A 24,614-nucleotide genomic window follows, 5' to 3' on the forward strand; every position below is an offset into this window, starting at 1 on the left:
CGGGGCCCGCACCGCACCTGTGACGCCCGGCCCCCGGGCCGCGTTCGATCCGTCCGTCCCGTGGCCGCGCGCGATGCCGCATCGTCACCTCTCCCCGCCGGGGCGAGCGGGCAGGGCACGGACACCGCACGAACGGCGCGGCGATCCGGCCGGCGACGGCGAGGCCGCCCGCGGCGGAGCTAAGCGCTCCGCGTCACCGGGGAGCCGGACTCCGGCATCGCAAGCCGCGCGTACGCACCGCCCCTCGCCAGCAGTTCGTCGTGTGTCCCGGCCTCCAGGAGCCGGCCGCCGTCCACGACCAGGATCCGGTCCGCGTCCGGCGCCAGCGACAGGTCGTGCGTGATCATGATGGTGGTGCGGCCCGCCATCAGCCGCCGCAGCGGCCGCACCACTCGGCGGGCGGCGATCGAGTCGAGCCCGGCGGTCGGCTCGTCGAGGACCAGCACGGGCGCGGCACGCAGCATGGCGCGGGCGATGGCGACGCGCTGGAGCTGGCCGCCGGAGAGCGTGGCCGTGCCGGGGGCGATCCTCGTGTCGTACCCGTCGGGCAGCGCGCTGACGAAGTCGTGCGCGGCGGCGTCCCGGGCCGCCCGCTCGATGTCCGCCCGGGACGCCCCGGGCCGGCCGCACTCGATGTTCTCCCGGATCGTGCCGCGCAGGATCAGGGTCTCCTGGGGCAGCAGCGCGACGTTCTCGCGCAGGAACTCCAGGGACATGTCGGGCAGCGGGACGCCGTCCAGGCGGATCACACCGGCCGTGGGGTCGTAGAAGCGGGTGAGGAGTCTGGAGAGCGTGGACTTCCCGGCGCCACTCGGACCGGTGACGATGACGAGTTCACCGGGGCCCGCCGTGAAGGTCACGTCGCGCAGCGAATCGCGTTCGGCGCCGGGGTAGCGGAACGACGCGCCCTGGAAGTGGACCCGGCCGCGCACGGGCCAGGCCGGGACGGGCTCGGCGGGTTCGCTGACGGCGGGTTCGGTGTCCAGGACCTCCTGGATGCGTTCCGCGCCGGCGGTGGCGGCGGTGAGGGTGAGGCCGAGCCCGCCCAGAGAGCGGATCGGCGGGTACAGGTACCCGAGGAACGCGGCGAAGGCGAGCAGGCGGCCCAGCGACATGCGCCCCTGGGAGATCTCCCAGACGCCGAGGCCGATCACCACGAGCACGCACAGGGTCTCGACGACCTCGACGACCTGCTCGTACATCTCACTCGCCCGTGCCCCGCGCACCGACGCCCGCATCCAGGCGCGCGCCTCGCGGTCGAGCCGCAGCTCCTCGGCGTACCGGCGGTTGTAGGCCTGGGTCAGCACCATGTTGCCGAGCGATTCCTCGACCACGGAGGTGATCGCGCCGTCGGCGGTCCGCTCCTCCTTGGCGGCCTGCCCGATCCGGCCGGAGAAGTGGCGGGCGGCGACGAGGAGGAGCGGGGCGAGGACGAAGGTGACGAGGGCCAGGTCCCAGCGCAGCCAGAGCGCGGCGGCGGCGTAGAAGACGGCCGAGAAGACGGCGGAGACCGTGCCGACGGCACCGGACACGACCATCTGCTCGATGGCCTCGACATCACCGGTGAGGCGTTCGACGAGGTCGCCCCGGCGGTGCCTCTGGAAGAAGTCGGGGGGCAGGTCCTGGACGTGCCGGAAGACGCCCGCGCGCAGGCGCAGGACGAATCTCTCGGCGGTCCACACGGCGAGGGAGTTGCCGAGGTAGCCGACGGCCGCACCGATCGCGGCCACGCCCAGCCAGGCTCCGGCCGGGCCCCAGAACGCGGCGAGCGAACCCGCCGCGAGCGCGTGGTCGGTGAGCCGCGCGAAGAGCAGGATCGCGGCCGTCTCGGCGAGCGCGGCCACGACCACACAGCCGACGATCAGCACCAGCCACGCGCGGTCGCCGCGGGTCAGCGGCCAGAAGCGTGCGAACGCCGCCCGTACTTCCCGCATATCGACTCAGTTCCCCTTTCCGGTCCTCGAATTGTCGGGCAAGGCCGAGGCGGGGCCACCGGAATGGAATTCCGGGGACCCCGCCTCGTGCACCGCGCGGCGTTCCGTGCGATCTGCTAGCGACCCTGACGGCCCACCGGGCGCGGCTTCGGGGCCGCCTTCTTCGCACCGTGCTTCGGCGTCGGCCCGGCCGCGTGCCGGGGGGCCGGGGCGGCCTTGTGGATGCGCTTGACCGGGGCGATCTTGTGGAAGCTCATGGGTTGCTCCTTGTTCGGTGCGGGCGAATTCCCTTTGCCGTCCGCGCTGTTCGCTTTCGACATGGAAAACACTACGGCGCCCCGGAGCCGGAAATCGCCAATTCCACTGAGACCTGCATGAATTGCGACTGAAAGAAGTTCTCAGGACGACAGAGGAACCAACCGGCCGCTCACACAGAATTTATGACGCCCCTCGCCCGGAACTTACCGAAGCAATGCCCGGTCCGATTGAATTCAGCGGGGTTTCGTCAACGCCCGACCGACAGTCCCGTCCCCGTCACGTCGACCCGTATCCCGTCCCGCTCCACCCGTACGTCCCGCAGCCGGATCCGTCCGTCCGCCGGATGCGGCAGCCGGAAACCGAGCGAGAGCTGGTCGACGAGGACGGGGCGGGTCAGGCGGGAGAGGCCGTCGAGCAGAGCCGGGTCCAGCCCCAGCCGCTTCAGGAGTTCGGGGTGGGCCGCCGCCACGTCGAGGAGGTTCAGGCGCATCGCCTGCCGGACGAAGGTCCGCGATCCCGTCAGGGACGCGAGCTCGGTGTCGTCGCGCAGCGCCCGGCGCACCGCCGTGTCCGGGACCCCGAGCCTGCGGACGACCGACGGGACGGACAGCAGCGCCCTCGCCCTGGCGGTCTGGCCGGCGAGGCGGGCCGCCGAGCGCGGGGTGAGGTGGAGGCCCTCGGAGGGGCGGGCGCCGGGGCGGTACGTCGCCAGGTCACCGATGTCCAGGCGCATTCCGTCGATGTGGGTGGAGATGCCGCGCGTCCCGTCGCGCCGGATGCGTGCGTCGGCCCGTAGTCCCAGCTCGTGTCCGGCGACCGGCAGGGTGCCGCGCGCACGCACCTGGTCGCGGCCGTGTCCGGTGAACGTCACCTGGGAGGAGCCGAGTTCGCGGTTCAGGTCGTCGAAGGAGAGCAGTACCTCGCCGTGCAGCTCGGGGATGCGGGCGCCGTGCACGTCGGCCGGTCCGTCGCTGTCGAGCCGTACCCGTGTCGCGGTCGCCGACACCTTCGCCAGGGAGACCCGGTCGGCGGCCACGTCCGGCACGGTCACCCGCACCGAGTCCAGCCGGTCGTCGGCGAGTTGGGTCAGGAAGGGGAAGCCCCCGATCTCGACCTCGGGCGCGGCGGTCAGGTGCAGCTGGTCCTCGAGGGTCCGCGAGGCCTTGTGTTCGGCGTACAGCAGCGCCCAGCGGTCGGCGAGGGTGAGGAACGCGGCGAGGGTCACGACGAGGACGGCCGCCTTCATCGCGAACGGCAGGCCCGCGAGGTGCCTGCGGCGGCGCCGGCTGCCCCGGCGGTGGTTGGGCGGCGACCACGCCTCGTCCGGCTCCTCGTACGGCGGGCCGTCCGGCCCGCCGTCCGGCCCGGTCTCCGGCTCGTCCTCGTGGAGGAAGTCCTCCAGCGGGCCCGCGCCACCGAGGGCGCCCAGTTCGTCGTACGGGTTCGGGTAGCGGTCCGGCGGGTCGTCCTGGAGGTCGTACGGGTGGTCGTACGGGTGGTCGTACGCGTTCGACTGGTGGTCGTCCGGAAAGGGATGCGCTGTCATGCGGTGGGGGGTACGCATCGTCTCATCCGACCATGCGTACCGCCCCCGACCGCAACCGCAACCGTGCGGATGCGATCTACTTCACGATCTTCGCCGGTGCCGGTGTCCGGCCCCGGCGGCTACCGAACGACCGTGACACGGTCCGCCGAGGGCACCGGATACGGCGCCGTGGCGGAGGAGTTGGCCGTCAGGTAGGTCTCGAAGGCGGCCAGGTCGTCGCCGCCGACCAGGACGTTCGTGCCCTTGCCGAGTTCGGCGAAGCCGTCACCGCCGCCCGCGAGGAAGGAGTTCATCGCGACGCGGTAGCCGGCCGCCGGGTCGATCGCCATGCCGTCGAGCTTGACCGAGCCGGCCACCACGCGGGCGGCGCCCGTCATGGTGAGGTCGAGCGTGTAGGTCAGGCCCTTGGAGATCTGCAGGATCTTCGGCGCTGCCTCGTTGGCTCCGCTGACCTGCTGCTGGAGTGCGGTGATCAGCTGAGCGCCGGTGAGGCTCACCAGGTTGACGGTGTTGGCGAACGGCTGCACCGTGTACGCCTCCCCGTACGTCACCACTCCGTCGCCCTCGCCGCCGCTCGCGGTGTAGGTGAGCCCGGCGCGGATGCCGCCCGGGTTCATCAGCGCGATGTCGGCCTCCGGGTCGACCGACCTGGCGTACGCGAGCTGCGCGTCGGCGATCATGTCGCCGAGCGGGGACTCGGTGCCGGCGTTGCCGATCTCGCCCGCGATGTAGCCGATGGGGCGCGAGGCGATGGGGGCGGCGAGGGTGTTCCACTTCGCGATCAGGCTCGTCATGTCGGCGGCCTTCGCGACGTCACGGGTGACCACGTGGTTCGCGGACTTCACGGCCGTCCGCGCGATGTCGCCCGTCCAGCGGTCGTACGTCAGCGTGGTGTCCGTGTAGAGACGGCCGAAGGAGGAGGCCGACGTCACCATCCGGGGGTTGCCCGCCGGGTCCGGGATCGTGCACGCGTACGCCTGGTGGGTGTGGCCGGTGACCAGCGCGTCCACGGCCGGCGTGACGTTCTTCGCGATGTCGACGATCGGGCCCGAGATGCCGTCGCCCGCGCCGGGGCTGTCGCAGTCGTAGTTGTACGCCGTGGAGGCGGGCGCACCGCCCTCGTGGATCAGCGCGACGATCGACTTCACGCCCTGGCGCTGGAGCACCTTGGCGTACTTGTTGATCGTCTCGACCTCGTCACCGAACTTGAGGCCCTTGACGCCCTCCGCCGACACGATGTTCGGGGTGCCTTCGAGGGTCACCCCGATGAAGCCGACCTTGACGCCGTTCTTCTTCCACACCCAGTAGGGCTTGAGGATCGGCTTGCCGGTCTTCTCGCCGGTGACGTTCGCGGCGAGGTAGGGGAAGTCGGCGCCCTGGAACTTCGCCTTCTTGTCGTAGCAGCCGTCCGTGGGGTGGCAGCCGCCGTTCTGCAGGCGGGCCAGCTCCTTGGCACCCTCGTCGAACTCGTGGTTGCCGACGCTCGTCACGTCCAGGTCGAGCTTGTTCAGCGCGTCGATCGTCGGCTCGTCGTGGAAGAGCCCGGAGAGCAGCGGGGAGGCGCCGACCATGTCGCCCGCGGCGGCCGTGATCGAGTACTTGTTGCCCTTGCGCGCGTCGCGCAGATGCGTGGCGAGGTACTCGACACCGCCCGCGTCGATCGACTTCGCCGACCCGTCCGCCTGCAGCTCCGTGACCCGGCCGGAGGAACCCGACGGCGGTTCCAGGTTGCCGTGCAGGTCGTTGAAGGACAGCAGTTGTACGTCCTGGTAGCGGCCGCTGCCGTGGTGGTGCCGGGCGCTCGCCCTGTCCTGCCCCGCGCTCGCCGGCAGCGCGGCGGCCAGGGCGGCGACGGTGGCCAGGCCCGCGGCGCCCGCGAGGAGGCGATGGGTACGTCTGTTCCGGAACGTCGGCGGCATGGGATCCCCCCTGGAGAACGGTGAGAGCCACGAGTGTCACGATCGCTGTGCGACGGCTGTGGCTTTGCACGCACTTTAGAATCAACGCGCGTAGCACACCAGGGGGTTCGGGGTTACGGACTGGTTGCCATCGCCTCACCGGGAGGCACCGGCGCGGGGACCCGCGCAGGGGGGCCCGCGAGGCGACGCACCCGGAGTCGACGTGTGGCACCGCGCCGTCCGGGAGGCCGCCCGTCCCGCCACGCTCCACATCCACCCCGCCCAACTCCTTGTCCGGAAAAGACCGCGCCGTACCCTCGTATCCATGACCAGCGACGACACCGCACCCCCCGCGCTCTCCCGCTCCATCGAGACCTCCGCCGCGCTCTCCCCGGCGCAGGCCGAGGACGTGCTCCGGCTCCTCTCGGAGGCCGCCCTGGCCGACGGACAGCAGGCGGTCTCCGAGCAGGGTCGGCTCCAGCTGAAGCGCGGCGCGCGCGAGGGCGTACGGCACCTGCTGCTGACCCTCGGCGACGTGCTGGTCGGATACGCCCAGTTGGAGGACACCGATCCGGTGGAGGCCCCGGCCGCCGAGCTGGTCGTGCACCCGGCGCACCGTGGGCACGGCCACGGACGGGCGCTGGGTTCGGCGCTGCTCGCCGAGTCCGGCAAGCGGCTGCGGGTGTGGGCGCACGGCGGCCACTCCGCGGCCCGGCACCTCGCCCAGGTCCTCGGACTCACCCTCTTCCGCGAACTGCGCCAGCTGCGAAGGCCGTTGACCGACCTCGACCTGCCCGAGCCGAAGCTCCCGGACGGGGTGCGCGTCCGTGCCTTCGTGCCGGGCCGGGACGACGCCGCCTGGCTCGCCCTGAACGCCGAGGCCTTCGCCCACCATCCCGAGCAGGGCGCCCTCACCCAGCGCGACCTGGACGACCGCATGGCCGAGCCGTGGTTCGACCCGGCCGGGTTCTTCCTCGCCCTGCGCGGCGACGAACTCGTCGGCTTCCACTGGACGAAGGTCCACGCCACGGAGGGCCTCGGCGAGGTCTACGTCCTCGGGGTCAGCCCGGCCGCCCAGGGCGGCGGCCTCGGCAAGGCCCTCACCACGATCGGGCTCCGCCATCTCGCGGCGCAGGCCCTGCCGACCGCCATGCTCTACGTCGACGCCGACAACAGCGCGGCCGTCGCCGTGTACGAGCGGCTCGGTTTCGTCACCCACGAGACGGACCTGATGTACCGCAGCGAGTCCTGACGGAGCGGAGCTGGGCGGCACCTGCATGTCCGGGGCGAGGACCGACCCTGTCCGGACGGGGTCCCGCGCACCCCGTGGGCCGTATCGAGGAACGGTCCGATGCCATCCGCGGGGGTCAGCCCCGACCCGGGCGGCCCCACGCGTCAGGAGCCGGGGCCGCCGCATCCGGGGCGGACTCGGCGCACCCGAGCGGCGGTGACCTGCCCGGGCGGGCCCGGCGCCGGGCGGCCGGGGGCCGGGCCGTCAGCGGCGGGCGGGTACCGTCCGCCGCCACGTCCGTACCGGTTCGGTGCAGCACACCGCGCAGAGCAGTGCCGCAACGGCCAGGATCGCCGCCCACCGCTCGTGCGCGGCGTCCCAGTGCGGGTCGTTCACGGACACGATCAGCGCCCATCGCCCGGGCAGCAGCAGGGTCGGCACCGTCATGGCGATGACCAGCAGCCCGGTCGCGACGGCCGGCCCCGGCTCGGCCCGGTCCGTGAACCGCACGGCGGCGGACGCGGCGGCCAGGGCGGTCGCGGCGATCGCGGCCGCCTCCAGCGTGAGGGCGCCGGCCGGGGGCCGCGCCTGCCCCGGTACGAGGAGCAGCGCGACCGTCCACCAGAGCGCGGCGGCCGGGGCCACCAGCGCCATCCGCAGGCCGCTGCGCAGCGGCCTGCGGGCCGGTACCGGCGCGGTGGTGTGCCGCGCCGGGTCGTCCAGCAGGAACGCCAGGCCCACACCGAGGACGAGCGCGGCTCCCCGCAGCAGGTTGAGACACAGCCACGGATCCGGCTGACCGGACAGCAGGCGCGGGATCCCGGCCAGCAGGAGCCCGAGACCGCCGCAGGCCGCGAGGGCCCTTCGGGGCAGGGTGCGCCAGACGGGCCGCAGAAGGGCGCGGATCACGACGTACTCCCCGTTCGTCCGCTCACTGTCCGCGCGCTCGCGCTTCGCACACCGGCCGTTCCTGCGCTCGCTGTTCGTACGCTCGCACCTCGCCCACCCACGATTGGCGAGGTCGCGTCCGTGTCCGTGTCCGGCGCGGTCACCCCTCGCACAGGCCACCGTCCGTGTCCGTGTCCGCCGCCCCCGTCCTGGCCGGCACCCCCAGCAGCTCCGCCACCCGGGCCGTCGAGGTCTTCGGGGAGATCAGCTGCGACCAGTGGGCCTTCACCTTGGCGGTGACGCCGTAGCGCGGCATCTTCAGCAACTCCCTCACGATCCGCGTCTGTTCGGTGCTCATGGAGAGCGGATCCGTGGAGGCGAGGACGATGGCGGAGCCCGTGACGCTGTCGTCGAGGCGGACGTTCCGGAAGAGGGTCATCGGGTCGGACTCCGCGCCCAGCGCCAGCCACATGATGGTCACCATGCGGGCGTCGCACACCGTGCTGCCCGCCTTCTCGTTCCCCGCGACCAGGACGGACGCGACGGCGACCGCGAACTCCGTGACGCGGTTGCCGCCCCAGGCGGTGCCCACGGTCACCCGGCCGGGCACGGTGGACGGTTCGAGGGCGGGGTTGTCAGCCAGCCCGGAGCGGGCGTCGACGCGCTGGCGCACGGTCAGCCGCTCTCCCCAGGCGGCGCCGCCCGCGAGACCCCGGACCCGGTCGACGACCGCGGCCCAGTCGGCCGTGCGGCCCTTCCATTCGGGGAAGGCGCAGTACATCGAGGTGCCGTGCTCCAGACACGTCTGGACCTTCTCGGGGGTGACCGAGGCCCGTTCGCGGGCCGCGACCGTCGCGGCCGGGGTGCCGCCGGACTGCGCGACCGCCCCCACCAGCGTCAGGGCGAGCGCCCCCGCGAGGACCCCCTGGACGGCCCTCGTACGTCCGCCGCCGACCAGCACGGCGAGAACGGCCACGAACAGGGCGAGCCCGAGGAGGTACAGCGCGTGCCAGGCGGCGGGGCGGCCCAGCAGGTCGGAGGGGTACGGCCTGGCGCCGGTCTCGGTGACGACCGGGGACAGCCAGTCCGTCCAGCCGGTCCCGCCGGAGATGGTCCCGCCGAGCGCCTGGGTGAAGAGCAGGAAGACGAGGAGGACGGGCGCGGCGACGGCGGAACGGACCAGGCGGCCGAGGAGGACACCGAGCGCGCCGAACAGCAGGACCGTCAGCGGGCCGACGGCCAGTTCGGCCGGTGAGCCGTGCCCGACGGCACCGGGCTTGAGCGCCTCCCAGGTGAACTGGACGGTGACGCACACCGCGACGAACAGGGCCGCCGGGACGACGGACAGCGCGTGGGCGACCGTACGCCGCCACGGTTCGACGACCAGCACCCCGAAGTGGCGCTCCGTGTCGTTGCGGTGGGAGCGCAGGACGGCGCGGTTGACGCACAGCATGACCGAGAGGCCGACGAGCATCGGCATGCTCTGGGTGGCCCGGTCGACGTCCTGCAGCGCGGGGTAGTCGTCCGTCCCGGTCGCGCACCGCCACACGATCCAGCCGACGTACAGCAGCGCGACACCGAGGAAGGACACGTAGAGGCGCAGCTCGCGTGCCTCGAAGCGGGCGAGGGCGGTCACGGCCGCCCAGGGGCGCGGCTCCCGGGCCGGCTCGACGGCCTTGGCGGGGGTCTCCAGTACGGTGCTCATCCCGCCGTCACCTCCGCGGGCACGCCGTCGAGGGCGAGCAAGTATCCGTCCTCCAGGGTCGGTTCGAGGAGTGCGGCGCCCGGCGGCGGGTCGCCGACGTTGCGGAAGGAGCCCGTGCCCGTACGCCATCCGGCGCGTGCGGCCGGGTCGCGCTCGGAGCTGCTCCACACATGACCCGCGGCGCGTGCGGCGAGGTCGGCGGGGGTGCCCTCGAAGAGGACGCGTCCGCGGGCCATCACGATGACGCGGTGGCAGAGCATCGCGACGTCCTCGGTCTGGTGGGTGGAGAGGAGGACGGTGCGTTGCTCTCCCGCCTGGGCGATCAACTCACGGAAGCGCATGCGCTGTTCGGGGTCGAGGCCGACGGTGGGCTCGTCGAGGACGAGGAAGCCGGGGTCGCCGACGAGGGCCGCGGCCAGCGCGACCCGCTGGCGCATACCGCCGGACAGCTTCTTGATCCGCTTGCCGCGTACGTCGGTCAGGTCGACGGACTCCAGGACCCGGCGCACCTCGCCGTGCCGGGCCGTGCGGTCCGTCTGCTCCTTCAGGATCGCCACGTAGTCGACGAACTCGAAGGCCGTGAAGTCCGGGTGGAATCCCGGGGCCTGCGGCAGATAGCCGAGCGCGCGCCGGACGTTCTGCCGCCCCGCCGTCGTGGCCGGGTCGTGTCCGAGCACCGTGAAGGCTCCCCGGTCGGCGGGCACGGCGGTGGCGAGCACCCGCAACAGGGTGGTCTTTCCGGCCCCGTTGGGACCGATGAGCCCGGTGACCCCTTCCTGGAGCCGCAGCGACACGTCATCGAGGGCGGAGGTCCTGCCGTAGCTGAGGCTCAGCCCGGAGGCGGAGACGGTGGGGGTCATACGGCGCTCCTGCGGGAGTGGTCGAAGAAGGAACAGGAAGAGGTGGAGGGAAAGGCGGAGAGGACGGAGAGGGGGGAGAGCGGGGTGAGGGGGGAGAAGGGGCGGGCCGGGGAGGTGGCCGCGGGCGGCCTCACCCGTCGCACCCGCCGTCGTTCCCGCCGCCGCACCCGCCGGTGTCCCAGCCGATGTCTCCTCCGGAGGACCGTCGGCGGTCCGGGGCGCAGAGGACCAGGAGAAGCAGCTCGACCGCGAACGCCGCGAGCGAGGCGGCCGTCAGCAGCACGGCCTTCAGGAGACGCAGCCGCCGCTCCCTCCGGGTGACCGTGACGACCGGCCCGGCCGGTGCGACTGCCGTGGCCTGAGCGGGGGGTGTGCGGTCCGTCATCCCGTGCCTCCTCCGGTGAACCCCCGGAACGGCTTCCAGGGGGACGACGCGTCGAACCCGTCGCGCGCCAGGTACAGCAGCCCGGCGGCCAGCACGGCCACCGTGGCGGCGACGCCCTGCCCGGCCGCCGTGAACGGCGCGAGTGTGCCGTGGTGGGGCCCGGCCGCCGACGCCGTCAGCGCGAGCAGCGTCACCCACACCGTGCCGACCAGGCCGGGCGCGAGCACCGGGCCCAGCCGGGGCGTCAGCGCGAGCCCGGTCCCGGTGAGGGCCAGCGCGGGCAGCAGCCAGGCCAGCGCGCGCAGCCCGTACGAGGGCAGGGCGAGGGTGGCGAGACCGTTCAGGCCGAGGACGACGGTCAGCACGGCGAGCGTGCGGATCATCAGCAGCCGGAATCCGTGCGTCGGTGAGACGACCGCCATCTCGTACGTCGGGTCGAGCACGGGCCCGTACGACAGGGCGACCCCGGCGAGCGGGAGCAGCGGCGCGAGGGCCAGGAACAGGTTGGGCGCGGTGGCGGACTGCGTCGAGTTGGCCGCCGCCACGGTCATGACCAGGACGGCGGCGACCGCTCCCAGCCAGGAGCGGCGCAGTACGGGTGCGGCCGCCAGCAGGCGCGCGGTGTGGTCGGCGACGCCGATGCGCAGCAGCAGTGACTCGAACAGGCGCGGCCGGGGCGCGTCCAGTTCGGCGTCGAGCCGCTCCCACCCGGCGTCCAGCGCGACCGGGTCGGCCGCCGCGGAGAGCGTCTCGCGGCAGTGCGCGCACGCGGCGAGGTGGGTGTCCGCGGACCAGAGCCGGGGCGGGGCGAGTTCGCCTCGCGCGTAGGCCCGGATGTCCTCCTCCGGCACGTGCCAGGCGGTGCCGGTGTCCTTGTCGATGCCGCTCATGCCAGTGCCTCCCGCAGCTGCTTGCGCGCCCGCAGGGCCCGCGTCTTGACCGTGCCGGGCGGTATGCCGAGCAGGACGGCCGCCTCCCTGGTGGTGAGGCCGTCGATCACCGTGGCCTGGAGCACCGCCCGCAGTTCGGGCGAGAGCCGGACCAGGGCGCCCGCGAGGTCTCCGTGCTCCACCCCCGCGAGCACGCGTTCCTCGGCGGACGCCTCGTCCCGGTGGCGCAGGCGGGCCAGGGCCTGCCGCATCCGGCCGCGTGCGCCGTCGCCGCGCAGGGTGTCGATCAGCCGCCGGGAACCGACGCGCCAGAGCCAGCCGGCCGCGTCGCCCTCCTCCCGGTAGCGCGCGGTACCGCGCCAGACGGCGAGGAACGTCTCCTGTACGACGTCGTCGACCACCTCGGCGTCCGCGCACCGGCCGCGCAGGCGCGCGGTCAGCCACGGCGCGTATCGCCGGTACAGCTCCTCGAAGGCGCGACGGTCCCCGTCCGCCGCGATGGCCCGCAGCAGCTCCCCGTCGCTTCTCGTTTCCCTCACGTCACCTCATCGGACGAGCCCCGGCGATCGGTTCATGTTCTCGCCGACGGATTTCGCACTTGACTCAAGGCACCCTTCTGCACCACCCTTTCACTACTCAATTAGTGAAAGGGTGGTTACGAGTGGTGGAGTACCGCATCGACCGGCGCAGCGGTGTCGCCACGTACGTCCAGATCGTCCAGCAGACCAAGCAGGCCCTGCGGCTGGGCCTGCTCGAACCCGGCGACAAGCTCCCCACCGCCCGCGAGGTCGTGGAAGCCACCGCGATCAATCCGAACACCGTCCTCAAGGCCTACCGCGAGCTGGAGCGCGAAGGCCTGGTCGAGGCCAGACGCGGCCTCGGCACCTTCGTACGCCGCTCGCTCGGCATCACCGCCCCGGCCGACTCGCCCCTGCGCGCCGAACTGGACGCCTGGGTGACACGGGCTCGCGCGGCGGGGCTCGGCCGGGACGACATGGCGGCGCTCTTCGCCTCCGCAATCGACGACCGCTTCACTCAGGAACACGCCAAGGGAGATCAGGAATGAGCAACACCGCCATCGAGGCGGCCGGGCTCGGCAAGCGCTTCGGGCGACGCGGGAGCTGGGCACTGCGCGCGTGCTCCTTCCGGCTCCCCGCGGGACGCGTCTGCGCCGTCGTCGGTCCCAACGGCGCGGGCAAGTCGACCCTGCTGTCCCACACGGCCGGCCTGCTCGCCCCCACCGAGGGCGCCCTCACCGTGCTCGGCACCCACCCGGCCGCCGCCCGCGAGCGCGTCGCGTACGTCGCCCAGGACAAGCCGCTGTACCCGCAGCTCACCGTGGCCCAGACACTGCGCCTGGGCCAGGAGCTCAACCCCGCCCGCTGGGACGACCGGGTCGCCGGACGGATCGCGTACGAGGTCGGCGGCCTGGACCCGAAGAAGAGGATCCGCGCGCTCTCCGGCGGCCAGCGCACCCGGGTGGCCCTCGCCCTCGCACTCGGCAAACGGCCCGAACTCCTGCTCCTGGACGAGCCGATGGCCGACCTCGACCCGCTCGCCCGGCACGAACTGATGGGCACCCTGATGGCCGAGGCCGCCGAGTACGGGACGACGGTCGTGATGTCCTCGCACGTCGTCGCCGAACTGGAGGGCTCCTGCGACTACCTGCTGCTGATAGGCGACGGCCGGGTACGGCTCGCGGGCGACCTGGACGACCTGCTGGCCGCGCACACCCTGACCACCGGCCCGGTCCGCGACCTCGCCCCGCACACCGTGGTCGAGTCCCGCACCACGGGTCGCCAGCAGACCGCCCTGATCCGCCCGCAGGGCCCCTACCCCGCCGACGCCGGAGCCACCGCGCCCTCGCTGGAGGAGCTGGTCCTCGCACACCTGCGCAACCCCGCGGCCCCCGCGCTGATCCTCACCCCCGCCCGCGCCCAGGAGCCCGCCGTATGACCGCGCCCGCCACCACCGGCACCCCGGCGGCACCCGTCCGCCGCCCCTCGGCCTCGCTCGGCCTGGTCCGGACGGTCCTGCGGCTGCACCGTCCGGCCCTGTACGCCGGGGCCGGCCTGTTCGCCGTCCTCACCGGCCTGCTGCTGTGGCTGCACGGCCCGGCGATGGACGCGGCGGCCACCGCCTGGCGGCAGTACGACCACTGCCAGGAGGCCGCCTGCGCCTACGACCAGGACTCGCTCCTCGTCTACAAGTCCTTCTCCCAGTACGCCACCATCGCGGTGACCTGCGTGCCGTTCCTCGTCGCCGCCTGGGCGGGCGCGTCGCTGTTCGGCCGCGAACTGGAGACCGGCACCGCGCGGCTCTCCTGGTCCCAGTCGGTCTCCCCGGCCCGCTGGCTCGCGGTCAAGCTGGCCCTCCCGGCCGCACTCGTCACCGCCGGGACGAGCGTGCTGGTCCTGCTGCACCAGCGGACCTGGCGCAGGAGCCAGACCCGGATCGACACCGCCAAGGACTGGACCGACGCCCTCACCTTCCACGCCAACGGCCCGACCACCGTCGCCCTCGCCCTGTTCGGTCTGGCCGCCGGCGCGCTGACCGGCCTCGCACTGCGCCGCTCGCTGGCCGCGCTCGCCCTGTCGGTGCTCTGCACGGCCGCCGTCGGTCTCGGCACCGGTCTGGCCCTGCCGCACCTGTGGCCAACGGTGCGGACCGTCACCGACCTGCACCACAACGGCCCCACGGGCGTCGGCATCACCGTCGACGAAGGTCTCCTCACCTCCACCGGCGGCCACCTCGCCGACCCGCACTGCGGCAGCGACCTCAGCACCCCGTGCCGCGAGCTGTACGCGAAACTGCGCGCCGTCGGCTTCTACCGCGACTCCCACCCGTACTCCCACTACTGGCCCCTCCAGTGGGTGGCGGCCGGGATCGTCCTGGCCCTCGCCGCGCTCGCCGTCCTCACCGCCTTCCGGCTGCTGACCCGGCAGGTCGGCGCCGCCCCGAAGGAGGCCCGCCGGTGAACACCGTCAGCGGACTCCCGTGGACCGTCCTGCGCGTGCACCGCCCGGCACTCGTCCTGTGGGGCGCGTTCGTGGCCGTCGTCGCCGGGCTCCTGGTGTGGGCCGTCGAGATCGAGGCCGACAGGGCCCGCGCGGAGCTGGCCCGCTGCGCGCACCACGACGCCTGCTCCGTCACCGCCACCCTCTTCTACGGCGCCACCATCCGCTGGGCCGGCCTCGCGCTGTGCTTCTCCTTCTGCGCCGTGGCCGCCTGGGCGGGCGCCTCCCTGGTCGCCCGGGAACTGGAGTCGGGCACCGCACAGCTCGCCTGGACCCAGTCGGTGTCGCCGGTGCGCTGGCTGACCGCCAAGCTCGCCGTACCCGCGCTGGCCCTCACGCTCGGCGGCGCGGTGCTCGTACCGCTCTTCCGCTGGGTCTGGTCGAACAACCCGGACCGGCTGGACGACGGCTGGAGCGGCTTCAACACCTTCGTCGCCCTGGGCCCGGCGACGGTCGCGTACGCCCTGTGTGCCCTGGCCGTCGGCGCGCTCGCCGGCCTGCTGCTGGGACGCGCGCTGCCCGCCCTCGGCGTCACCCTCGCCCTGATGCTGCTGCTCAACCAGATCCTGGGGACCTTCCGCGCCGACCTGTGGCCCAAGGTCACCCGGACCGGCGTCACCGCGGCCGGCCTCCCCCACCGGGCCTGGCAGCTGGAGAACGGGGTGCTCGTCCACGGCCACCGGGTCGCGAACCCCGACTACGGGCACTGCGTCGGTACGGCCGCGCGGATCCGACGCTGCGCGGCCGACCACGGCATCACCGGCCACTACGCGGTCTACCATCCGGTCTCCCACTTCTGGCCCCTCCACCTGGTGGAGACCGGCATCGTCCTCGCCGTCGCCACCGCGGCCACCGCCACCGCCTTCCGGCTGCTGCGCCGCCGCACCGCGTAGACCCCGCCCCGGCGCTGCGGGGAGGGGGCGGAATCAGCCGCTGCGACCTGTCCCGTACGCCCTCCACGGGGGTGGGGACGTACGCGGCCCCCGGACATCTGGACGTCCGGGGGCCGCTCCCCGATATCCCGCACGTCATGTCGCCGTAACCATCGATTCAGACGAGCTTGCGACGCTCAGCCAATGAAGCCCGCCGTGCCAGAGCCTTCGCCTCCACCGGAGAACGAGCCCCAGCCGTCGACGGCGGACGAACCCGTGTCCGTGCCCCGCCAGGGGCACTCCCGGCAGGACGAAGCCGTGAGCCGGGGAGCCGTCATCCGTCTCGCCGCGCTGCCGCCCGCCCGCTCCGACGCGCCGGTCTCGCGTCCGGCGCGGAAGAATGGGTCCATGAACCAGCCCAGCGCCCAGGCCCAGGTCCAGCACCCGCAGCCGTCCGTCGGTTCCATCGCCGCGCACCGGCCGCACACCGTCGCCGCCAACGTCTCCGACCTGGAGCCCGACCTCGACGCCGACCTCGACGCGTACGAGGACACGGTGCAGGACGGCATCCAGCTCCCGCAGGGGCGGTTCCTGGACCGGGAACGCAGCTGGCTGGCGTTCAACGAACGCGTCCTGGAGCTCGCCGAGGACCCGAGCACGCCCCTCCTCGAACGGGCGAAGTTCCTGGCGATCTTCGCCAGCAACCTGGACGAGTTCTTCATGGTCCGGGTGGCCGGCCTCAAGCGCCGCATCGCGACCGGCGTCGCCACCAAGTCGGCCTCCGGCCTGCAGCCACGCGAGGTCCTGGAGATGATCTGGGCCCGCTCGCGCGAGCTCATGGCCCGGCACGCGGCCTGCTACCAGGAGGACGTCGCCCCCGCGCTCGCGGAGGAGGGCATCCACCTGGTCCGCTGGAGCGAGCTCACCGAGAAGGAGCAGGCCCGCCTCTTCACGCTCTTCCGGCACCAGATCTTCCCGGTCCTGACCCCGCTGGCGGTCGACCCCGCGCACCCCTTCCCGTACATCTCCGGCCTGTCCCTGAACCTGGCCGTGGTCGTGCGGAACCCGGTCAGCGGCCACCGGCACTTCGCGCGCGTCAAGGTCCCGCCGCTGCTCTCCCGCTTCCTGGAGGCCTCCCCCGACCGCTACGTCCCCATCGAGGACGTGATCGCGGCCCACCTGGAGGAGCTCTTCCCGGGCATGGAGGTGCTCGAGCACCACACCTTCCGCCTCACCCGCAACGAGGACCTCGAGGTCGAGGAGGACGACACCGAGAACCTCCTCCAGGCCCTGGAGAAGGAGCTCATGCGGCGCCGCTTCGGGCCGCCGGTGCGCCTGGAGGTCGAGGAGTCCATCGACCGGTACGTCCTCGACCTGCTGGTACGGGAACTGAAGATCTCCGAGGCCGAGGTGTACCCGCTGCCGGGCCCGCTGGACCTCACCGGCCTGTTCGGCATCGGCGCCCTCGACCGGCCCGAGCTGAAGTACCCGAAGTTCATCGCGGGCACCCACCGCGACCTCGCGGAGGTCGAGTCGGCGTCCGCGCCCGACATCTTCGCCGCCCTGCGCGAGCGCGACGTCCTGCTGCACCACCCGTACGACTCCTTCTCCACCTCCGTACAGGCCTTCCTGGAGCAGGCGGCGAGCGACCCGGACGTCCTGGCGATCAAGCAGACGCTGTACCGGACGTCGGGCGACTCCCCCATCGTCGACGCGCTGATAGACGCCGCCGAGTCCGGCAAGCAGGTCCTCGTCCTCGTGGAGATCAAGGCACGCTTCGACGAACAGGCCAACATCAAGTGGGCCAGGAAGCTGGAGGAGTCCGGCTGCCACGTCGTGTACGGACTCGTCGGGCTGAAGACCCACTGCAAGCTGTCGCTGGTGGTCCGGCAGGAGGGCGACACCCTGCGCCGCTACAGCCACGTCGGCACGGGCAACTACCACCCCAAGACCGCCCGGCTGTACGAGGACCTCGGACTGCTCACCGCCGACCCGCAGGTCGGCGCCGACCTCTCCGACCTCTTCAACCGGCTCTCCGGCTACTCGCGCCGCGAGACCTACCGCCGGCTCCTGGTCGCCCCGAAGTCGCTGCGCGACGGCCTGATCGCGCGGATCAACAAGGAAGTCCAGCACCACAACGCGGGACGCCCCGCCTACGTCCGCATCAAGTGCAACTCGATGGTGGACGAGGCGATCATCGACGCGCTGTACCGCGCGTCCCAGGCCGGAGTCCCCGTCGACGTGTGGGTGCGCGGCATCTGCGCGGTCCGGCCCGGCGTCACGGGCCTGTCCGAAAACATACGGGTCCGGTCGGTGCTCGGCCGCTTCCTGGAACACTCACGGGTCTTCGCGTTCGGCAACGGCGGCGAGCCCGAGGTGTGGATCGGCAGCGCCGACATGATGCACCGCAACCTCGACCGGCGGATCGAGGCCCTGGTCAGGATCACCGACCCGGCCCACCGGGCAGCCCTCAGCCGGCTGTTCGAGACCGGGATGTCGGACACCACCGCTTCCTGGCACCTGGGCCCGGACGGCGAATGGACCCGGCATGCGACCGACCAGGACGGCCAACCGCTGCGGAACGTCCAGGAGATGCTCATAGACGCCCGGAGGCGCCGGCGTGGCACAGCAACACCTTGACCCCACCGACCCCACGGCCGGGTCCTCACCCCGGCTGGCGGTCCCGCCCGACCTGCGGGACCCTCGCGTGCAGGGCGGTACACCCGTCGGCGAGGTCCTCGCGGACTATCTGCGGGACCAGGCCACGGAGTTCCTCCGTTCGCTGCGGCAGCACCGGGAGACCGGCGCCGCGGCGGGCGGCTCGGCGGATTCTGTCGACGCGGCGCGCGCCCTGCGCCGCTCGGCCCGCCGCATCAGCGGCACCCTGCACACCTTCCGGCCCCTCCTCGACACGGACTGGTCGGAGGGCATGCGCCCCGAACTCGCCTGGCTGTCGGGCACCTTGGCGCGCGAGCACGCCTACGCGGCCCGGCTGGAGCGGCTGCTCGGCGCGCTGAACCGGCTGTCCGGCCCGACCGGCTTCCCCACGCAGACCGCGGGGGGCTCCGACGTTCCCCCCAAGGGCCACCTGACCATCGGGGCGGCGAAGGCGGGCGCGCTGCTCGACCGGCAGCTGACCCTCGCCCGCACCCGGGCGCACTCGGCGGCACTCCAGGCACTGGGTTCCTCCCGCTTCCACGCGGTCGCGGACAGCGTCGCCGTCCTCGCGAGCGAGGTACCGCTCACCACGGCGGCCACCGCGGCCGACCTGCGCCCGCTGGCGGCCGCCGCACAGGACCGGCTCATCGACGCCGTCGCCGCGCTGCCGCTGCTCACCGCGGGGCATCCGTACAACGCGGAGGCCCTGGTGCACGGCCTGTCCGCGGACGCCGCTCCCCACCCCCAGGACGCGCCCTGGCACCAGGTCCGGCTGCTGCTGCGGCTGCACCGCTACGCGCGCGAGTGCCTCTACCAGGAGGACGTCCCCTCCGACGTACGGCTGCTCGGCGCGGGTCAGGCCCTCGACCGGCACCGGGACGCGGCCGAGGCGGCCGCGGCCGCGGCGTCGGCGGCCCGCACCCCGCGCATCGCGCCGGCGACCGCGTACGCGCTCGGAGTGCTCCACGCGGACCAGCGGCACGAGGTGGAGGCGGCACGCTTCGCGTTCCAGCAGAGCTGGCAGAAGGAAGCCGCACGCACCCCCTGAGGGAGACCCCATGACCGACGGCACCGACATCATCCGGGCGGCGGGCTGCGTCCTGTGGCGCCGCTCGCCCGTCGACGGCGAGCTGGAGGTCTGTCTGGTCCACCGTCCGAAGTACGACGACTGGTCGCATCCGAAGGGCAAGCTCAAGCGCGCCGAGGACGCCCTGGCGGGGGCGCTGCGGGAGGTCGAGGAGGAGACGGGGTACTCCGCGGTGCCGGGCGCCACCCTGCCCACGCTCGGATACGTCGTCGGCGGACGCACCAAGGAGGTCCGTTACTGGGCGGCCGAGGCGGCGGACGGCTGCTTCCGCCCGAACAGCGAGGTCGACCGGGTCCTGTGGCTCCCGCCGCCCGCGGCCCGGCACCGCCTGACCCAGCCCAGGGACCGCGACCTGGTCGACGCGCTGCTGCACTCGCTGCATCTCGCGTAGGCCGTACGAGTCATGAGGTACGGACCGGTACGCACCCTGAGGCCGGCGCACGCCGTCGCACCCCGCCCGGACTCCGCGCCCGTACGAGGAGGCCGTGCGCCGTATGCCCGCACAGCACCGCATCCGGCCCCGTCACGCCTCTCGCGCCGAAACCTGAACGATTGCGTCTGGTTGCCTAGAGTTACCCATGCGACCCGAGTTGTCGGAAACCGCCCCGTGTCCTCGACGTAAGCGTTCCGTGACCTCACCGCACCGACCGCAGGGGTTCACCCTCCGTTCACTTATGGCCATCGGCGCCTTCACCTCTTCTGCCTAATTTCGGCCTTACGCGGTGCGGACCGCGCCCCGGGCAAGTCCTGGGACACGGCTTCCGCCTACCACCGACATCGCACGCCGCCACTCGACGGCGGCTCCTGGAAGGAACTCCCGAAAAGTGAAGCTTCAGCGCAAGAACCGGCTTCGCGCCCTCTCGCTCGGTGCCGTCGCCGTCTCCGGCGCCCTGGCCCTCACGGCGTGCGGCTCGGACGACACCGGTGGCAAGAGCAACAGTGGCGACAAGGCGACCTCCTCCGCCACGAGCGCCAGCGCCATCAAGTGCGACGACGCCAAGGGCCAGCTGCAGGCCTCCGGGTCCTCCGCGCAGAAGAACGCCATAGACGCCTGGGTGAAGGAGTTCACCCGGGCCTGCTCCGGCGTCCAGATCAACTACAACCCGACGGGTTCGGGTGCCGGTGTGACGGCGTTCACGCAGGGCCAGACCGCGTTCGCCGGTTCGGACTCCCCGCTGAAGCCCGAAGAGGTCGGCGCGGCCGCGAAGGCCTGTGGCGGCAACCCGGCGATCGACCTCCCGATGGTCGGCGGCCCGATCGCGATCGGTTACAACCTGCCGGGCGTGGACGGCCTCGTCCTCGACGCGTCCACCATCGCCAAGATCTTCGACGGCAAGATCACGAAGTGGAACGACTCCGCGATCGCGAAGCTCAACCCCTCCGCGAAGCTGCCCAGCACCAAGATCCAGGCGTTCCACCGCTCGGACGAGTCCGGCACCACGGACAACTTCACCAAGTACCTGAAGGCCGTCGCCCCGTCCGACTGGAACTACTCCGGCGGCAAGGCGTGGCAGGCCAAGGGCGGCCAGTCCGCGCAGGGCTCCGCCGGTCTCGCCCAGCAGGTCAAGCAGACCGCCGGCGCGATCTCCTACTTCGAGCTCTCCTACGCCGCTGACGGCATCAGCACCGTCGACCTCAAGACGGACGCCGCCACCCCGGTGAAGGCCAGCGTCGAGAACGCCACCAAGGCGATCGCCAGCGCCGAGGTCAAGGGCAGCGGCAACGACCTGGCCCTCGGCCTGAACTACAAGCCGACCACGGAGGGCGCCTACCCGCTCACCCTGGTCACCTACGAGATCGTCTGCGAGAAGGGCAACAAGGCCGACACCCTGCCCGCCACGAAGTCCTTCCTCAACTACATCGCGAGCGAGGACGGTCAGAAGCTTCTGACCGACGCGCAGTACGCGCCCATCCCCGCCGAGATCATCACCAAGGTTCGCGCCGCCGTCTCGAACCTGAGCTGACCTGAGTGTGCGGCCCGCCTCACCCGAGGCGGGCCGCACCGTCCGGTGCACCGCCGCCTGGAGCCGCCACCCCTTACGGTTCCGCAGACCGGAGAATCCTCATGGACATAACGACACAGAACACTGAAGCGCCACCTCCCACCCCACAGACTTCCGCGCCCGGCACGAAGATCGCCGACCGCGGCGCCTCCCCCATCGGAGACCGCGTCTTCCTCGGCCTCTCCCGTGGGTCCGGCATCTTCCTTCTGGTGATCATGGCCGCCATCGCGGCCTTCCTCACCTATCGCGCGGCCAACGCGATCAGCGAGGACCACGGGAACTTCCTCACGACGTTCGAGTGGAACACCAACCTGCTGCCGCCGAGCTTCGGCATCGCGGTGCTGGCCTTCGGCACGGTGGTCTCCTCGATCATCGCCATGGCCCTCGCGGTCCCCGTCGCCGTCGGCATCGCGCTGTTCATCACGCACTACGCGCCGCGCAAGCTCGGCGGCCCCATCGGGTTCGTGATCGACCTGCTCGCCGCCGTCCCGTCCATCGTGTACGGCCTCTGGGGCGCCCTCGTCCTGGTCCCCCACATGGACGGCCTGTTCGGCTGGCTCGACCACTACTTCGGCTGGACCGGCATCTTCGACTGGCAGGGCGGCGCCCCCCGCTCGATGCTCACCGTCGGCGTCCTGCTCGCGATCATGATCCTGCCGATCATCACCAACGTGAGCCGCGAGGTCTTCCGCCAGGCTCCGCTGATGATCCAGGAGGCCGCTCTCGCGCTCGGCGCCACGCGCTGGGAGGTCATCCGCATGTCGGTGCTGCCCTTCGGCCGCTCCGGTGTGATCTCCGCCTCGATGCTGGGCCTCGGCCGCGCGCTCGGCGAGACGATGGCCGTCGCCACGGTCCTCTCGCCCACCTTCGAGATCAACGCCAGCCTGCTCGACCCGGGCGGCGGCACCTTCGCGCAGAACATCGCGAGCAAGTTCAGCGAGGCCACCCCGCTCGGCCAGGACGCGCTGATCGCCTCCGGTCTCGTCCTGTTCGTCATCACTCTGCTGGTCAACGGCGGCGCGCGGATGATCATCAACCGCCGCAAGGAGTACTCGGGGGCCAACGCATGAGCCACGCATCCGTCACCGAGAGGCGCCCCAGCAGCCTGCGCGGCGCCAGCCTCCCCTCGTGGTCCCCGTGGGGGATCGCCGTGGGCGCGCTCGTCCTCGCCGTGGTCATCGGACTGGTGGGCGGCCTCGACAGCAAGGTCCAGTGGGGCCTGATCGCCGCGATCCTCTTCATCCTCGGCACCTACGGCATCTCGGCCCGCGTCGAGGGCCGCCGCCAGGCCAAGGACCGGGTCGCGACCAGCCTCGTCTGGGTCTGCTTCCTCGTCGCCATCGTCCCGCTGGCCTCCCTGATCTGGGAGACCGCCAAGCGTGGCGTGAAGGTCTTCGACATCTACTTCCTGACCCACTCCATGGGTGTGGTCGCCGACACCGAGACCGGTGGCGGCATCTACCACGCGATCATCGGCACCCTGGAGCAGGTCGGCATCGCCACCCTGATCGCCGTGCCGATCGGCGTGCTCACCGCCGTCTACCTGGTGGAGTACGGGCGGGGCAAGCTCGCCAAGGCCGTCACCTTCTTCGTCGACGTCATGACGGGCATCCCGTCGATCGTCGCCGGCCTGTTCATCCTCAGCTTCTGGATCCTGATCCTGGACATGGGCTACTCCGGCTTCGCCGGCTCGCTCGCCCTGTCCATCCTGATGATGCCCGTCGTGGTCCGCTCCACGGAGGAGATGCTCAAGCTCGTACCGAACGAGCTGCGCGAGGCCTCCCTCGCGCTGGGTGTCCCGAAGTGGCGCACCATCATCAAGGTGGTCCTGCCGACGTCCATCGGCGGTATCACCACGGGTGTGATGCTCGCGGTCGCCCGCATCACGGGCGAGACCGCCCCGGTGCTGCTCCTGGTCTGGGGCACGAACTTCATCAACACCAACCCGTTCTCGGACCCGCAGGCCTCGCTGCCGCTGTACATCTACCAGCAGTACGCGAACAGCGCCGGCTCCGGCGCGGCCTACGACAGGGCCTGGGCGGCGGCACTCGCGCTCATCGCCTTCGTCATGATCCTGAACCTGGCGGCCCGCGGCATCGCCCGCTGGAAGGCCCCGAAGACGGGCCGCTGACGCGGCCAATCAGCGACCCGAACCTCTCGAAAGAAGCAGTGACTGACATGGCCAAGCGAATCGACGTAAGCGGTCTGACCGCTTACTACAGCGCCCACAAGGCGATCGAAGACATCTCGATGACGGTCGAACCGCGCTCGGTGACGGCCTTCATCGGACCCTCCGGCTGCGGCAAGTCGACCTTCCTGCGCACCCTCAACCGGATGCACGAGGTCACCCCCGGCGGCCGTGTCGACGGCAAGGTCCTCCTGGACGACGAGGACCTGTACGGCCAGGGCGTCGACCCCGTCGCCGTGCGCCGCACGATCGGCATGGTCTTCCAGCGTCCCAACCCCTTCCCCACCATGTCGATCTTCGACAACGTGGCGGCGGGCCTCAAGCTCAACGGCTCCTACCGGAAGTCCGAGCTCAGCGACATCGTCGAGAAGTCCCTCAAGGGCGCGAACCTCTGGAACGAGGTCAAGGACCGCCTGAACAAGCCCGGCTCGGGCCTGTCCGGCGGCCAGCAGCAGCGACTGTGCATCGCGCGGGCGATCGCGGTGGAGCCGCAGGTCCTGCTCATGGACGAGCCGTGCTCGGCCCTGGACCCGATCTCCACCCTCGCCATCGAGGACCTCATCGGTGAGCTGAAGGAGCGCTTCACGATCGTCATCGTGACGCACAACATGCAGCAGGCCGCCCGCGTCTCCGACCGCACGGCGTTCTTCAACCTGTCCGCGGTCGGCCAGCCCGGCCGCCTCATCGAGATAGACGACACGGAGCGCATCTTCTCCAACCCGTCGGTCCAGGCCACCGAGGACTACATCTCGGGCCGCTTCGGCTGAGCCGACCCCCCACAAACCCCTCGCGGTGCTGCATGGCGGTGCCACCGCGAGGACGAGAAGGGCCCGCCCCCGGCTCCCGGGGGCGGGCCCGCTCCCGTCTCCGGGTCCAGCCGCCCCCAGCCTGAAACCACGCCCGCGCACCTCAGACGGAACCTGCGCTGCGAACTCGCACCTCAGACGGAACCTGCACTGCGGACTCGCGCGGAAGACGGGGGCTGCGCTGCGGACTCGCGCGGAAGATGCGGGCCCACACCGGAGACGGGGCCTACCTCGGAGATGCCGGCCCACGCTGAGGACGCGGCCCTGTCCTGTTGGCGCGGGCACACGCGGCGGATCTCGGCGTGCGCGGGGGGCCTCCGGCCGAGGCCATGCCCTCCAGCCCGTCCGGCGTTTGAGGACAAGCCCTTCGGGCGATGCGGGGGTCCAG

22 protein-coding genes are annotated in these 24,614 nt (G+C 72.2%); 12 read left to right on the forward strand and 10 right to left on the reverse strand.

Annotated elements, in window-relative coordinates:
• Positions 1-179: 179 nt before the first annotated feature.
• The 4 genes from HEP85_RS19090 to HEP85_RS19105 all read right to left on the reverse strand — a co-directional run bounded on the left by HEP85_RS19090 (position 180) and on the right by HEP85_RS19105 (position 5,657).
• Positions 180-1,934, reverse strand: coding sequence for an ABC transporter ATP-binding protein (locus HEP85_RS19090; protein ID WP_168528818.1), 1,755 nt, complete (start codon positions 1,932-1,934; stop codon positions 180-182).
• Between the two features lie 116 nt (positions 1,935-2,050).
• A complete protein-coding gene (locus HEP85_RS19095) occupies positions 2,051-2,191 on the reverse strand; it encodes a hypothetical protein (RefSeq protein WP_168528819.1) in 141 nt (46 codons plus the stop codon).
• Between the two features lie 248 nt (positions 2,192-2,439).
• A complete protein-coding gene (locus HEP85_RS19100) occupies positions 2,440-3,738 on the reverse strand; it encodes a DUF2993 domain-containing protein (RefSeq protein WP_369657766.1) in 1,299 nt (432 codons plus the stop codon).
• A 119-nt stretch (positions 3,739-3,857) separates the two neighbouring features.
• Positions 3,858-5,657: a bifunctional UDP-sugar hydrolase/5'-nucleotidase gene (locus tag HEP85_RS19105; protein WP_168528821.1), complete on the reverse strand. Its 1,800-nt coding sequence runs from the start codon at positions 5,655-5,657 to the stop codon at positions 3,858-3,860.
• Between the two features lie 304 nt (positions 5,658-5,961).
• Here HEP85_RS19105 and mshD point away from each other — a divergent pair, with 304 nt between their 5' ends.
• Positions 5,962-6,888, forward strand: coding sequence for a mycothiol synthase (gene mshD / locus HEP85_RS19110; RefSeq protein ID WP_168528822.1), 927 nt, complete (start codon positions 5,962-5,964; stop codon positions 6,886-6,888).
• Between the two features lie 243 nt (positions 6,889-7,131).
• Here the strand turns inward: mshD and HEP85_RS19115 are convergent, their stop codons facing one another.
• The 6 genes from HEP85_RS19115 to HEP85_RS19140 form a co-directional block, all read right to left on the reverse strand.
• The gene (locus HEP85_RS19115) at positions 7,132-7,776 is read right to left on the reverse strand and encodes an ABC transporter (protein WP_329288729.1); all 645 of its coding nucleotides are present in this window, start codon (positions 7,774-7,776) and stop codon (positions 7,132-7,134) included.
• A 139-nt stretch (positions 7,777-7,915) separates the two neighbouring features.
• On the reverse strand, positions 7,916-9,460 hold the full coding sequence (locus HEP85_RS19120; RefSeq protein ID WP_369657767.1) for an ABC transporter permease: 1,545 nt from the start codon (positions 9,458-9,460) through the stop codon (positions 7,916-7,918).
• A complete protein-coding gene (locus HEP85_RS19125) occupies positions 9,457-10,320 on the reverse strand; it encodes an ABC transporter ATP-binding protein (RefSeq protein ID WP_168528823.1) in 864 nt (287 codons plus the stop codon). Before HEP85_RS19125 ends, HEP85_RS19120 begins: the two co-directional genes overlap by 4 nt.
• 130 nt (positions 10,321-10,450) lie before the next feature.
• A complete protein-coding gene (locus HEP85_RS19130) occupies positions 10,451-10,705 on the reverse strand; it encodes a hypothetical protein (protein WP_168528824.1) in 255 nt (84 codons plus the stop codon).
• The gene (locus tag HEP85_RS19135) at positions 10,702-11,595 is read right to left on the reverse strand and encodes a zf-HC2 domain-containing protein (protein ID WP_168528825.1); all 894 of its coding nucleotides are present in this window, start codon (positions 11,593-11,595) and stop codon (positions 10,702-10,704) included. Before HEP85_RS19135 ends, HEP85_RS19130 begins: the two co-directional genes overlap by 4 nt.
• Positions 11,592-12,134 (reverse strand): RNA polymerase sigma factor, encoded by a 543-nt coding sequence (locus tag HEP85_RS19140; protein ID WP_168528826.1) that lies wholly within the window; start codon positions 12,132-12,134, stop codon positions 11,592-11,594. Before HEP85_RS19140 ends, HEP85_RS19135 begins: the two co-directional genes overlap by 4 nt.
• A 122-nt stretch (positions 12,135-12,256) precedes the next feature.
• Between HEP85_RS19140 and HEP85_RS19145 the strand changes: the two genes are divergently transcribed.
• The 11 genes from HEP85_RS19145 to pstB all read left to right on the forward strand — a co-directional run bounded on the left by HEP85_RS19145 (position 12,257) and on the right by pstB (position 24,187).
• On the forward strand, positions 12,257-12,661 hold the full coding sequence (locus HEP85_RS19145) for a GntR family transcriptional regulator (protein ID WP_168528827.1): 405 nt from the start codon (positions 12,257-12,259) through the stop codon (positions 12,659-12,661).
• A complete protein-coding gene (locus HEP85_RS19150) occupies positions 12,658-13,551 on the forward strand; it encodes an ABC transporter ATP-binding protein (RefSeq protein ID WP_168528828.1) in 894 nt (297 codons plus the stop codon). The genes HEP85_RS19145 and HEP85_RS19150 overlap by 4 nt, the downstream gene beginning before the upstream one ends.
• The gene (locus HEP85_RS19155) at positions 13,548-14,573 is read left to right on the forward strand and encodes an ABC transporter permease (RefSeq protein WP_168528829.1); all 1,026 of its coding nucleotides are present in this window, start codon (positions 13,548-13,550) and stop codon (positions 14,571-14,573) included. The genes HEP85_RS19150 and HEP85_RS19155 overlap by 4 nt, the downstream gene beginning before the upstream one ends.
• The gene (locus HEP85_RS19160; RefSeq protein ID WP_168528830.1) at positions 14,570-15,505 is read left to right on the forward strand and encodes a hypothetical protein; all 936 of its coding nucleotides are present in this window, start codon (positions 14,570-14,572) and stop codon (positions 15,503-15,505) included. The genes HEP85_RS19155 and HEP85_RS19160 overlap by 4 nt, the downstream gene beginning before the upstream one ends.
• A 387-nt stretch (positions 15,506-15,892) precedes the next feature.
• A complete protein-coding gene (locus HEP85_RS19165; protein WP_187285603.1) occupies positions 15,893-18,124 on the forward strand; it encodes an RNA degradosome polyphosphate kinase in 2,232 nt (743 codons plus the stop codon).
• Entirely contained in the window at positions 18,105-19,190 is a 1,086-nt protein-coding gene (locus HEP85_RS19170; RefSeq protein WP_168528831.1) for a CHAD domain-containing protein, read from the forward strand. The genes HEP85_RS19165 and HEP85_RS19170 overlap by 20 nt, the downstream gene beginning before the upstream one ends.
• A 10-nt stretch (positions 19,191-19,200) precedes the next feature.
• Positions 19,201-19,620, forward strand: coding sequence for an NUDIX hydrolase (locus HEP85_RS19175; protein WP_168528832.1), 420 nt, complete (start codon positions 19,201-19,203; stop codon positions 19,618-19,620).
• A 433-nt stretch (positions 19,621-20,053) separates the two neighbouring features.
• Positions 20,054-21,193: a phosphate ABC transporter substrate-binding protein PstS gene (gene pstS, locus HEP85_RS19180; protein ID WP_168528833.1), complete on the forward strand. Its 1,140-nt coding sequence runs from the start codon at positions 20,054-20,056 to the stop codon at positions 21,191-21,193.
• Between the two features lie 101 nt (positions 21,194-21,294).
• Positions 21,295-22,302, forward strand: a complete 1,008-nt coding sequence (gene pstC, locus HEP85_RS19185; protein WP_168528834.1) for a phosphate ABC transporter permease subunit PstC — start codon at positions 21,295-21,297, stop codon at positions 22,300-22,302.
• The gene (pstA, locus tag HEP85_RS19190; RefSeq protein WP_168528835.1) at positions 22,299-23,363 is read left to right on the forward strand and encodes a phosphate ABC transporter permease PstA; all 1,065 of its coding nucleotides are present in this window, start codon (positions 22,299-22,301) and stop codon (positions 23,361-23,363) included. The genes pstC and pstA overlap by 4 nt, the downstream gene beginning before the upstream one ends.
• Positions 23,364-23,410: 47 nt before the next feature.
• The gene (gene pstB / locus HEP85_RS19195) at positions 23,411-24,187 is read left to right on the forward strand and encodes a phosphate ABC transporter ATP-binding protein PstB (RefSeq protein WP_168528836.1); all 777 of its coding nucleotides are present in this window, start codon (positions 23,411-23,413) and stop codon (positions 24,185-24,187) included.
• Positions 24,188-24,614: the final 427 nt, after the last annotated feature.

The organism is Streptomyces sp. RPA4-2 (assembly GCF_012273515.2).
GTDB lineage: Bacteria > Actinomycetota > Actinomycetes > Streptomycetales > Streptomycetaceae > Streptomyces > Streptomyces kaempferi.